This is a genomic window from Mycobacterium barrassiae, assembly GCF_025822765.1.
GTDB classification, from domain to species: Bacteria; Actinomycetota; Actinomycetes; order Mycobacteriales; family Mycobacteriaceae; genus Mycobacterium; species Mycobacterium barrassiae.
This window is the reverse complement of record NZ_JACKUK010000016.1, coordinates 339,442-350,838: the sequence shown is the minus strand read 5'-3', so window position 1 is coordinate 350,838 and position 11,397 is coordinate 339,442. Positions and strand designations below refer to the sequence as shown.

10 protein-coding genes are annotated in these 11,397 nt (G+C 65.3%); 2 read left to right on the top strand and 8 right to left on the bottom strand.

The features are described 5' to 3' along the window. Positions 1–13: 13 nt before the first annotated feature. The 3 genes from H7J93_RS07550 to H7J93_RS07540 form a co-directional block, all read right to left on the bottom strand. Positions 14–1,387, bottom strand: a complete 1,374-nt coding sequence (locus H7J93_RS07550; RefSeq protein WP_267305658.1) for an MCE family protein — start codon at positions 1,385–1,387, stop codon at positions 14–16. Positions 1,388–1,391: 4 nt separating this feature from the next. Next, complete coding sequence (locus H7J93_RS07545; RefSeq protein WP_267305953.1) at positions 1,392–2,201, bottom strand: ABC transporter permease; 810 nt, start codon at positions 2,199–2,201, stop codon at positions 1,392–1,394. A gap of 64 nt (positions 2,202–2,265) precedes the next feature. Then, positions 2,266–3,051 carry an MlaE family ABC transporter permease gene (locus tag H7J93_RS07540; RefSeq protein ID WP_267305952.1) on the bottom strand — a complete coding sequence of 262 codons (786 nt, stop codon included), beginning with the start codon at positions 3,049–3,051 and terminating at the stop codon, positions 2,266–2,268. A gap of 530 nt (positions 3,052–3,581) precedes the next feature. Here H7J93_RS07540 and H7J93_RS07535 point away from each other — a divergent pair. Both H7J93_RS07535 and H7J93_RS07530 read left to right on the top strand, forming a co-directional pair. Beyond that, positions 3,582–3,974, top strand: coding sequence for a limonene-1,2-epoxide hydrolase family protein (locus H7J93_RS07535; protein ID WP_267305657.1), 393 nt, complete (start codon positions 3,582–3,584; stop codon positions 3,972–3,974). A 147-nt stretch (positions 3,975–4,121) separates the two neighbouring features. Continuing rightward, positions 4,122–5,327 carry a TetR/AcrR family transcriptional regulator gene (locus H7J93_RS07530; RefSeq protein ID WP_267305656.1) on the top strand — a complete coding sequence of 402 codons (1,206 nt, stop codon included), beginning with the start codon at positions 4,122–4,124 and terminating at the stop codon, positions 5,325–5,327. On the opposite strand, the gene H7J93_RS07525 is transcribed toward H7J93_RS07530, so the two are convergent. From H7J93_RS07525 to H7J93_RS07505, 5 genes are read right to left on the bottom strand one after another with little or no spacing between them, the layout of a single operon-like run. Next, positions 5,313–6,083: an SDR family oxidoreductase gene (locus H7J93_RS07525; protein ID WP_267305655.1), complete on the bottom strand. Its 771-nt coding sequence runs from the start codon at positions 6,081–6,083 to the stop codon at positions 5,313–5,315. The genes H7J93_RS07530 and H7J93_RS07525 overlap by 15 nt on opposite strands. Positions 6,084–6,135: 52 nt before the next feature. Then, the gene (locus H7J93_RS07520) at positions 6,136–7,245 is read right to left on the bottom strand and encodes a 3,4-dihydroxy-2-butanone-4-phosphate synthase (protein ID WP_267305654.1); all 1,110 of its coding nucleotides are present in this window, start codon (positions 7,243–7,245) and stop codon (positions 6,136–6,138) included. Then, positions 7,242–7,760: a flavin reductase family protein gene (locus tag H7J93_RS07515; RefSeq protein ID WP_267305653.1), complete on the bottom strand. Its 519-nt coding sequence runs from the start codon at positions 7,758–7,760 to the stop codon at positions 7,242–7,244. The genes H7J93_RS07520 and H7J93_RS07515 overlap by 4 nt, the downstream gene beginning before the upstream one ends. A gap of 18 nt (positions 7,761–7,778) precedes the next feature. After that, positions 7,779–8,834, bottom strand: coding sequence for an alpha/beta fold hydrolase (locus H7J93_RS07510; RefSeq protein ID WP_267305652.1), 1,056 nt, complete (start codon positions 8,832–8,834; stop codon positions 7,779–7,781). 23 nt (positions 8,835–8,857) lie between these two features. Further along, a complete protein-coding gene (locus H7J93_RS07505; RefSeq protein WP_267305651.1) occupies positions 8,858–11,395 on the bottom strand; it encodes an FAD-binding oxidoreductase in 2,538 nt (845 codons plus the stop codon). Positions 11,396–11,397: the final 2 nt, after the last annotated feature.

Genomic DNA, 11,397 nt, shown 5'->3' with positions numbered 1-11,397 from the left:
ATGACTTCGGCGATCACGGTGGCCCTTGCCCGTTGTGCTCGAGTGGCGCCGGAGGCGGCGGCGGGGCCGGCGGCACTCCCGGCCACAACGGCACCCCACCCGGCCCGTACAACGGCGCGCCGTACGGCGGTGCGCCCGGATACGGGACCGGTCCGATCGCCGGGCCGGGAAGGCACTGACGAATGCTGGGCGGCTCGGGCACGGCGCGGGTCACCGGGAAGTAATTCGCCCAGCACGGGTGCCCGATACCGGGATTGGGCCGGATGTCCAGTCCGGTGCCCCAACCGGTGTTGGTGATCAACTGGCGCACCGGGAAGTTCTTGGTCGCGTCCGGAAGCGACCCGCAACCGGGTGCACCGCCGGGTCCGCCCTTGGCGGCGACGATCGGCAGATTGTTCGGATACGCGTAGGGATCGTTACCCAGCAGCAGGGCGACGTCGAGTTGAAGAGTGCGGCCATCGCCGCCCCACGCCGCATAGCCGCCGTTTTCCAGATACCACGTGGTGCCCTTCAGGAAGCACGTGTACACCGGATTGTGTTGCAGCAGCAGGTTCGTCGTCGGCTCGAGGGTGTTGACCGCCTTGACGAGATTGTCCTTGCTGGAGGCCAGCAGATTTGTACCGGCCGTCGAAAGACCGGTGACGTTGAGCAGTAACCCGTCCAGCGCGCTCGCGTGGTCGGTGATGGTTGTGCTCGTGGTGCTGACGGTGTCGAGGATCGACACGATGTCCTCGGCGGCGGCGTCAAAGGTATCGGCGAAATCCTTCAACGAGCGCCAGTTCTCTTTCATGGTGTCGGCACGCGCAGTCAGTGCCTTCAAGACCTCGTTGAGATCCGTTGCGGCTTGGCCCATCCTGGGACCCTGGCCACGCACCCCCTCGGCGACCGCGGTCAGCACCGCGTTGAGCTTCAGCGGATCAACCAGCTTGAGCAGTTCGACGACGTTCTCGAAGACTGTGTTGATCTCTGTGCTGACGTTTTTCGAATGCAACACCGCGCCGGCGGCCAGCCGCTTGGGGCTCGGGTCCGGCGGATACACCAGCTCGACGAACTTGGTGCCGAACGCGGTCGTCGCGCTGATCTGAGCTTCCACGTTGGCCGGGATGAAGCGGATCTGCTCCGGATCGATCTCCAGCTTCAGGCTGGCTTTGTCTTTCCCGCCGCCGATTTCACTGACCCGACCGACTTGGACACCACGCATCATGACATCGGCGTTGGTATCCATCACCAAGCCCGCCCGATCCGATTTCAGCGTCACGGGCACATACGAACGGAAGGTCTCGTCGAACGACGCCGCGGTCACCGCCAGGAACGCGACAATCGCCGCCAACAAGATCACCGTCCACCAACCGGTGGCGATGCGGTACGTCCCTGCCCTGCGCTTCATGCCACTAGCCGGCCAAGTGGAAGTTGCCGGACTGCCCGTAGATGGCCAGCGTCATGACCAGGATCAAGACCGACGCGATGACCATCGATGCGCGCACGGCCCGACCGACGGCTTCACCCACACCCGCCGGCCCACCGCGCGCGGTGTAGCCGTAGTAGGTGCACAGCAACATGATCATCAACGCGACTGCGGCCACTTCGCCCAGCGACCACAGGACGTCGGTTGGGCTCAGATACGTATAGAAGTAGTGGTCGTAGACACCGGAGCCCTGGCCATAGATGGCGGTGGTGCCGATACGGGCGGCCCAGTACGCCGTCATCAGCCCGATGCAGAACAACGGAATCGCCACGATCACCCCGGCCAGCACCCGGGTGGACGCCAGATAGCTCACACTGCGAATGCCGATGGCCTCCAGCGCATCGATCTCCTCGTTGATTCGCATCGCCCCCAGCTGGGCGGTGCTGCCTGCGCCGACGGTGGCCGCCAGCGCCACCATCACGGTTCCCGGCTGGATCTCGCGGGTATTGAAGAACGCCGACGCGAAGCCCGTCAGTGCCTCCACACCAACCGACGCCAATTGGTTGTAGCCCTGCACAGCGACAATCGCGCCGGTGGTCATCGTCAGGAAGGCCACGATCACAACGGTTCCGCCGATCACGGCGAGAGCCCCACTGCCCAAACCCATCTGGGCGACCACCCGTAACAACTCGCTGCGGTAGTTGACGACGGCATCGGGAATCCCGGCCAACGTGGTGGCATAGAACCGCGTCTGCGCACCCACCTGGTCCCACCCCGACACAACGGTGTGCCTCATGCGCTGCAACCGCGGATAGAGCCCGCTCGGAACACTCAACGTCACGACATCACCTCATTGCACCTCACGACACCATGAAGGGGACGCCGACCGCGGTGACGATGATGTTGATCAAGAACAGCACGAGGAAGGCGAACACCACCGTTTCGTTCACCGCACGGCCCACGCCGGCGGAGCCACCACCCACCGAAATGCCTTGGTAGCAGGCGATCAGCCCCGCCATCAATCCGAACAGGGTCGCCTTGATCATCGAGATGATCACGTCGGTCATGTGAGTCAGCGTTGTCAGTCCCGCCACCCACGCGCCCGCCGAGACGTGCATCAGATACACGGAGCAGATGAACGCTCCGACCAGACCCGTCATGATGACCACCGAGCTCAGCGCCAACGACACCGTGGTGGCCGCGAGTACGCGCGGAACCACCAGCGCCTGAATCGGGTTGATGCCCATCACCCGAAGCGCATCGAGTTCCTCGCGAATGGTCCGCGCGCCAAGGTCGGCGCACATGGCCGTCGCGCCCGCGCCGGCGACCACCAACACCGTGACGATCGGGCCGCTTTGGGACACCGTGAAGATCGCCGCTCCGGTTCCTGAGAAATCCGCGGCACCGATATCGGCCAACAGAACGTTGAAAAGAAACCCCGATATCACCGCCCACGGGATCGTCATCAGGACCGCAGGGAGAGTCGATACCCGCGCAACGAACCAGCATTGCGCCAAGTACTCACGCCAAGCGAACGGCGGCCTGAACATCAGCACGAAAGTGTCGAGGGCCATGGCGAAGAACCCGCCGACCGCCCGGACAGGTTTCGTCGCCGTCTGCGTAGAGATCACCATGTTCGCGTCCATCGCGTGGCCGTCCCGGGGCGAGGACGGCGCGAAGCACCCACCGAGCAACGGGTCGTCGGGACCTTGCATCTTTGCGGGAAGTCGTCAGCGCCGGACGGCATAGGCGGAACGCTATCGACCTTGGTGGGCCGGTTGCTGCTTCCAGAAAGAGGTATAAGTCTCTCCCGTACGAGGCATAGACCTATGCGCAGAGGCGTCTCTGCGGTTTGCTGCGGAGTGTGCGACGACGCTGCCACCACGAATGGCAGCGCCTGCGCGAACCACACGGGTGCGACGGCGCGACGACGAGTGGAGCAGCTCATAGTGGCCATCCGGACAGGTCGAAGTCGGTCGGTGACAACCGAGAGGGTACGCGGCTGTATCCGTTTATGTCCATAGTTAATACGCTTATTTATAGTTCATTGCTTGGCAAAGCACGATGAAAATCGCTACTTGTGCTCATAGATGTATCTTGATAGTACTGTTTGGTACGTCACACTTGAGGTGGTGAGCGTGAGGCCGCCTCGTATCGCCACCGAGGAGGCATCCAGATGACCCCCACCAAGCAGGCCAGCGAGAAACTTGTCCGCGACTTCCTCGGTTCATGGGAGGGCCGCGACCTCGACACCATTTGCGGTGCCTTCGCCGACGACGCCGTGTACCACAACGTGCCCGTCAAGCCGATCGAGGGCATCGCCGGCATCCGCGCGATCTTTCAGGCATTCCTCGACGCGTTCGCCGAAGCCAAGCTCGACATCATCACGCTCGCGGCCGAACCGGGTCTGGTGCTCGCCGAGCGCGTCGACTACTTCACGATGAAAGACGGCAGGAAGGTCGTGCTGCCGGTCACCGGGGTGTTCGTCGTCAAGAACGACAAAATCACCCGCTTCTCCGACTATTTCGACCTCGCGGACTTCGAACGCCAAAGCGGATTCAAGCTGTAGGCGCTGAGACGGCCCCGGTTCGACGTCCTCGCATTCGCCATGCCCCGCAATTCGTCCCCTGCGCCAGCGCAGGTCGCGTCCGCTCAAAAACGGAGGCGTCTGGCAGGATTTGGTGATCCGAGCAAGCGAGAAGGGGGGCAACGCGCGGTGGAGCCCGCGGTCTCAACCGTCAAGCGCAGGCCGAAGGACCGGAAGCAGCAGATCCTGGAGCAGGCGGTCCGGCTCTTCATCGATCGTGGCTTCCACTCGGTCAAGCTCGAGGACATCGCCGAGGCGGCCGGCGTCACCGCGCGCGCGTTGTATCGCCACTACGACAACAAGCAGGCGTTGCTTGCCGCGGCCATCCAGATGGGCCAGGAGCAGTACCAGAGCGCGCGGATGGACGCCCAGGGCGACGTACCGTCGACCCCCAAGCCGCTGAGCGCCGAGCTGGAAGACCTGATCGCTGCAGCCGTCGCGTCTCGATCACTGTCGGTGCTGTGGCAGCGCGAGGCCCGCTACCTCGACGACACCGAGCGGGCCGAGGTGCGCCGACGCATCAATGCGATCGTCGCCGGGATGCACGAAGGGGTCCGGCTCGAGACCGGCGACTTGAGCCCCGCACACACCGAACTTCGCGCGTGGGCGGTGGCCAGCACGCTGACCAGCCTCGGCCGGCACAACCTGACCCTGCCGAAAGACGAGCTGACAGACCTCCTGTCACGAGCGTGCATGGCTGCGGCACTGACCCCGCCAGTTCGTGAATTGGCGCCGCTGGATGCGGCGCCGGACGAGACACGTGCGCTGTTCTCCCGCCACGAGACCTTGCTGGCCACCGGCGCACGGCTGTTCCGCGCCCAGGGCTACCCCGCCGTCAGCACCAGCGAGATCGGAAAGGGCGCGGGGATTGCGGGGCCGGGCCTGTACCGCACCTTCTCGTCCAAACAGGCCATTCTGGACGCGCTGATCCGGCGTCTCGACGAGTGGTGGAACCTCGAGACCATCCGCGCATTGCGCAGGGATCAAGAACCGGCTGAGTGCCTGCGTAGCCTCATCGAGGGCCGCACCCGCATCAGCCTGGACGATCCCGACCTCGTGTCGGTGTCGATCACCGAGCTGTCGCACGCATCCACTGAAGTCAGCGACGGCTACACGCGAAATCAGGCCGACCGCGAGGCGGTTTGGATCGACCTCATCTGTCAGCAGGTACCGCAGACCACCGTCCCCCAGGCTCGGCTGCTCGTCGCGGCCGCGACCAACTTCATCGACGACGCCGTCCGGACCTGGCATCTTCGGCGTTACGTCGGCGTCGAGGATGAGATCACCGCCCTCGTGCTGGCCATCCTGATGAGCAGGAGCTCACCACAGCGCTGAAAGGGTTCCGCCATCTGCGATTTGAGCGGTTCCGTTCACCATCGAGGCGTCGTCCGACAGCAGGAACGCGACGACGCCTGCGATCTCTTCGGGTCCGGCCATCCGACCCTGGAGGCGTTCGATCATCGTGTCCGCCCCACCCTCGCCCAGCACCTGGTCGAACATCGTCATCGCGGTCTGCTGCATCGGTGTGTCGACGAATGCGGGCAGCACCGCGTTGGAACGCACGTTGCTCGAACGTAATTCGGCGGCGGTGATGCGGCTGAGATGGATGATCCCGGCCTTGGACATGCCGTAGGCGGCCGAGCCGGCGGCGGCGATCTGGCCCGCCAGCGATGACATGTTGACGATCGCCCCGCCGCCCCGCTCGACCATCCTGGGCGCCGCATGTTTCGTGCACAACCACGCACCACGGAGATTGATCGCGATCACCCGGTCGAAGTCCTCGACGGTCGTCTCGGTGAGCGGAGCGAAATGCACGATGCCCGCGTTTGCGACGAGCTTGTCGACGCCACCGAACTCGGCGACACAGGCTTCGACCATTCCGACCACCTGGCTCTCGTCGCTGACGTCGGCGCGGTGGCCGATCGCGCCGCCACCGATCTTCATCGCCGCGGCTTCGGCGGCGGAACCGTCAATGTCCGCGCACAGCACGCGACAGCCCTCGTCGGCGAGCCGCTGCGCGATCGCGAGACCGATCCCGGCGCCGGCACCCGTCACAATCGCGGCCTTGCCTGCCAGGTCTGGGTGCGTCATGAGTCCCCTCGTGAATGTGTCTGCGCTGTAGTCTTTCTCATCCTCATCCTGCTCACCCTGCCGACGCCAACGGCGTGACTGTGCCGCCAGCCTGTAGACCGTGTTCCCGGATCGACCCGAACATCACAAGGCCGAACCCCTGCGCGTCGTCGGATAGCCGGACACTGTGCACCCCGAGATCCCGCAGGATCCACGCCACGGTCTGCGAGACGGGTTCGCCTGCCAGCATTTCGTCGCGGCCGGGCAGTCCACAGGCGTGCAGCTGTCCGGATGGCCGTAGGTACACGATCATGCCGCTCCCCCGCGCCCTCATCGTCGTCAGCGCGCGGTCGAGTTCGGCGCCACATCGACACCCTGTGGATCCGAAGACGTCGCCGGTGAGGCACTCGACGTGGACGTGCAGCAGCATCGGCACGTCGGCGCAGGCCGTTCCGATGATCACGGCCAGGTGCTCGCCGCCGTTACGCACATCCCGGAAGCCGATCACGCGGGCGGCACCGGCCTTGGTGGGCACGACCGCCTCCGCGGACCGGATGGCCTGCGGCTCGGTGCGCAGTCGATACTGCGCCAGATCGTCGATCGACACGATGCTCAGACCGTGTGTGGCGGCGAACTCGATCAACTCCGTGCCGCGCGCCATCGCGTCGGGATGTTCGCGGGAGACGATTTCGCACAAGGCGCCTGCCGGGCGCAGGCCGGCCAGCCGGGCCAGATCGACCGCCGCCTCCGCCGGTCTCGGCCGTTCGAGAACGCCGCCGGCGCTGGCCGCCACCGGAATCACATGGCCCGGGCGCCGGAAGTCGGAGGCCTGCGCCCCCGGCGCCGCGAGCGCCGCGATGGTCCGCGCACGGTCTGTCGCTGAGATGCCGGTACCCGTTCCGTGCCAATCCACGGTCACGCGGTCAGCGGCGCCGAATCGGTCGCCGTCGCGTGCGCACATGGGCGGCAGGTTGAGCCGTTCGCACTCCTCGCCAGGCAGTGCGATGCGGACGTATCCCGAGGTGTGCCGAACGGTGAAGGCGAGCAGCTTCGGGGTGGCCTGCCCTGCCGCGAAAACAACATAGCCCTGCTCACCCTGCGCAGTTTTGTCGGTGACGACGACGGGACGACCCCCCGCAAACGCCTTGACCGCGCGCCTCACTCGGACATCGTTGGTTCTCATCTCTGCTCCTCTGATGCCCCCGCGACGGCGAGCCGGCGAAATCGACTGCCATGGAAGACAAGTGGTGGTGTGTCCGGGTCGGCGACGACAGCGCAGATCTCCAGCAGCACGATCGTGTGGTCACCCGCCGGAATCTCGGCGTGACGGCGGCACTCCAACCAGGCAGTGGCCCCGTGGATGAACAGGCCCCCGCTGGGCAGTTGCGTCCAGCGCACCCCGGCGAACCTGTCCCCCACCTTGCGCGACAGGCTCAGGCAGGCCCCGCCGTGGTTTTCGGCGAGCACACTTACACCCAGCCTGTCGCGGTCCCGCAGCCGCGGCCACGTCGCCGAGCTGTTCTGCACGCATATCGACACCAGTGGCGGGGTGACCGAGACCGAGGTGAACGAGCTCGCCGCCATCCCGACCGGCTCTCCGTCGACGACCGCGCCGACCGCGATCACCCCGGACGGGAAGCATCCGAATACCCGGCGCAACTCTGCGTCGTCAAGAGACTGTGCGGGTATCGGCTGCATGCGGATCGGGCATCCCTGCTAGCGCAGCCCGTGCAGGAAATCGAGCAGCAGCCGGTTGATCTCCTTGGGCTCCTCCTGCTGAATCCAGTGCCCGACATTGTCGACCATGTGGGTGCCGGTGTAGTTCGGCATCACTTCGTCGGCACGTGCGATGGCCTCGAGCCCCCACGTGGTGCCCACGTCGTACTGCCCGCCGATGAACACCGCCGGCGGGGTCAGCGGTTTGCCTTCCTGGTCGGCCAGGTCGTGCCAGTCGTTGTCGATGTTGTGATAGAAGCTCAGCGGTCCGCCGAACCCGGACCGCTCGAATTCGCCTGTGTAGAAATCGACGTCCTCTTCGGTGAACCAGTCGGGCAACTTCTCCGGATAGACGAATGCGTCCTTGAGCCGCGCACCCTCGTCCATGCACAGCGGCCCGGCCCGGATCACGTCCAACGGATCCATGGCCGCCAGGTCAACGCCCGCCGCCTCGGCCGCGCGCGTGGCAGCGATCATGCCGTCACCGGACACCGTGTAAGTGAGCCCGACCAGCCAGCCGCGCAGATCCTCCTCGATCTCGGCGATGATGCCGTCCTGCGCCGAGAAATAGTCCTGGTACCAGACTTTGCCCGGCCCGGCGATCTCGAGGTGGTAGTCATTGGGGCGTCGCTCCCCGAACGGGCTGCCTGGCAACGCAATCACGCCGCGCCCGGCGAACGGACAGCTGAGTCCCGCCACGCCCGCACATCGATCCGGATGAAGCCAGGCGAAGGTCCAGGCCACCGGCGCACCCCAGTCATGTCCGACCACGACGGCCTGCTTCTCACCGTAGGCGTCGATGACCCCGAGAATGTCGCCGGCGAGTTCCTTGATGCGGTACGCCTTCTGCACCCGGTACTTCGACGAACGCCCGTACCCACGCTGGTCGATGGCGACCGCGCGGTAGCCGGCCTCGGCAAGCGCTGGCAGCTGATGCCGCCACGAGTACCAGGACTCCGGGAACCCGTGGATCAACACCACGAGCGGACCCTCGCCCTCCTCGACAGCGTGGATCCGCGTGCCCCGGCAGTCGAGCATCCGGTGAATCTGGCCCATCGTGGTCGCCTCTCTTCTCGCGTTCAGTGTGTGGGAGTGCCGGCCAAACCGACTGCCATTTCGTCGGTTTGGGCCAGGTGATCGACAGCGGGCACCGTGCGGTCCTCGTAGTTGCGTGCAATCAGCGTCTTCTGCCCCGACAATCTCGTGCGCGCCCACTTACCGAGCACCCGCCCGGCGACCTTCGGTTTCATCAGGGCCGCAGGGGGCTTGACCAGGTGGACGACCGCGAGGAATTCGCGATACGTGTCGAGGTCGTCGTGCACCAACTCCAGAACGCGATCCATGTACCAGGTGAGGGCACCGAAGTAGAACGGGCGCTTGGCACGCACGTCCTTGATCCAGTCGAAGCGCAGGTTCTGCTCGCGGATCACGAACCAGGCCGTATCTGCCATCTTGCTGATCTTGCGGTAGTAGCGACGCGGCAGATCCGGATGCCCTGCGCCGCACTTCGCCAGCAGTAGCTGCATCTCGCGTACTTCCTTGAGCGCCAGGCTCATACCGAGACCCGACACCGGATCGGCGCTGGTGTAGGCGTCGCCCACCACCAGCAATGCGCGCGGGAGGTTCCGCTTCTTCTCGTACCGCAGCCGAAGCATGTTGGGGTAGCGGAAGTTGTAGATCGGTGAGGCCGGTTCCAGTCCGTCGATGTTCTCCCCCACGACAGGTGACGGCATCAGGTCGGCGAACTTACGGAACTCCTGCGCGGTACGCGGCGGCGAGTAGCAGTTGTATGCGACAAGCGATGTGGACAAAATGGTGCGCGAGCTGTCGGTGTAGTACTGCGCGGCGTAGGTGTCCTCATACGGGCGGTAGGCGTAACAGATCACCATCACCTTGTCCTGCCACTGCCGCTCCGGAGGCACATGGTGCTGCATGGTGGAGTAGAAGCAGTTGATGATGTCCTGCTCGACCTCGGGTGCACCGATCCCGATGCGGTCCAGGAACTCCGGGATGCGGGTGTTCTTGCCGGAGGCGTCGAGCACGAATTCTGCCGGCACCACCTCGAGTTCACCGTCGTGGTTCACGGCGACACCGATGACGGTGTTGCTGGCGCGGTCATAGACGAGGTCGCCGACCTCGGACTCGTAGCGGAATTCGATGCGGGGCTCGTCGTCCAACCGGCGTCGCACGCACCATTCGAGCAGCGGGCGTCCTGCACAGACGATCTGAATATCGCTGGTGCCGGGCTTCTTCCAGGTGCCGCCCAATCGGATGCGGTACTGATCGGCCATGTCGACCTTGAACGCGCCCTCACGCACCATGTCCTCGACGATGCCGGGGAAGATCCGCTCCAACTCGATCTGTCCGGCCGTGAGCAGGTGGTGTAGATGCCAGCCCTGCGCCGCACCGGGTCTACCCTCCCGGCGCGAGTGCCTGCCGTCCTTCTCCAGGACGATCACCCGCTCGAACGACTCGGTGAGCACCTTGGCCGCGGCAATCCCCGCGATACTGCCGCCGACGACAACCGCGGTCCCTCGGCCGCATCGGCGCACATCGGCCAGATCGAGTTGTGCGTAGTCCAGGTAAGGAGGTGTTCGCCGTCGCACGGCGCCGCTGGGTACGAACTTCTCGTAGTACAGCCCGATGCGGTGAATACCGTTGTTGTCCAGCCAGTTCCGGGTGGCTTCGACCATCGCCGCCGGACCGCACAGGTAGATATCGGCGTCGCCGTCATCCAGCATTCCCGCGTCAAGCAGGTCGGTGACCAGTCCGACGGGCCCGTCCCACTCCGGCGCGGGTTGCGACACGATGAGGTGCGACGTCAAGCCGGGGATGCGCTTGCTGAGCGCTTCGATCTCGTCGAGCTTGCACAGATCTTCGTAGCTGGTGACACCGTACAGCAGGTGGACCGGCTGCCCGACCTCGGAGTCGAGGCTCTGCGCCATCGCCAGGATCGCCGACAGGCCCGTACCACCCGCGACAAGGATCACCGGCCGCACGACGGGGCGCAGATAGAAGCCACCCTTGCTGCACCGCAACGCGATACGGTCCCCCGGCTTCACCCGGTCGCGCAAGTAGTCCGACATGACCCCGTGGGGCAGCAGCCGGATGATGAACTCCAGTTCGTCGCGGCCGTCGCTGGGATGCGCGTAGGAATAGTTACGCCACGCGTTGGTGCCGGGAACCTGCAACTGGGCGAACTGGCCGGCCTTGTAGACGATCGAGTCGGCCATGCCCGAGACGTCAACGCGCAGAATCGCCGTCGTGGCCGACACCTTGTTCACCGCGCTCACCACACCGTGCCCGGTGACCAGCCGTGCCGCGTTGTCGTCCACCGGGTACTCCAGGTCGATCTGGCAGTCCGACTCGGCAAAGGTCTGGCACGTCAGGATCTTTCGCGCTGCCCGCTCCACGTCGGACAGCCCTTCGGTGCGCCCCATCTCGTAGTCGCCGGAGACGCAGGTCGCGACGCATGTACCGCAGATGCCGCTCTGGCACTCGTTGACGATGGCGACGCCGTGCTCCTCGGCGGCCTCCAGGATCGACTGATCCGGCTGCACCGGCATCGTCTTCTGCGCGCCATCCGAGTATCGGACGGTGATCTGATGAGCCTCCATGC

Bases quoted from the DNA above. Each gene is read 5' to 3' on its own strand.
- H7J93_RS07550 (WP_267305658.1), bottom strand. From the start codon at position 1,387: ATGAAGCGCAGGGCAGGGACGTACCGCATCGCCACCGGTTGGTGGACG.
- H7J93_RS07545 (WP_267305953.1), bottom strand. From the start codon at position 2,201: ATGAGGCACACCGTTGTGTCGGGGTGGGACCAGGTGGGTGCGCAGACG.
- H7J93_RS07540 (WP_267305952.1), bottom strand. From the start codon at position 3,051: ATGGACGCGAACATGGTGATCTCTACGCAGACGGCGACGAAACCTGTC.
- H7J93_RS07535 (WP_267305657.1), top strand. From the start codon at position 3,582: ATGACCCCCACCAAGCAGGCCAGCGAGAAACTTGTCCGCGACTTCCTC.
- H7J93_RS07525 (WP_267305655.1), bottom strand. From the start codon at position 6,083: ATGACGCACCCAGACCTGGCAGGCAAGGCCGCGATTGTGACGGGTGCC.
- H7J93_RS07520 (WP_267305654.1), bottom strand. From the start codon at position 7,245: ATGAGAACCAACGATGTCCGAGTGAGGCGCGCGGTCAAGGCGTTTGCG.
- H7J93_RS07515 (WP_267305653.1), bottom strand. From the start codon at position 7,760: ATGCAGCCGATACCCGCACAGTCTCTTGACGACGCAGAGTTGCGCCGG.
- H7J93_RS07510 (WP_267305652.1), bottom strand. From the start codon at position 8,834: ATGGGCCAGATTCACCGGATGCTCGACTGCCGGGGCACGCGGATCCAC.
- H7J93_RS07505 (WP_267305651.1), bottom strand. From the start codon at position 11,395: ATGGAGGCTCATCAGATCACCGTCCGATACTCGGATGGCGCGCAGAAG.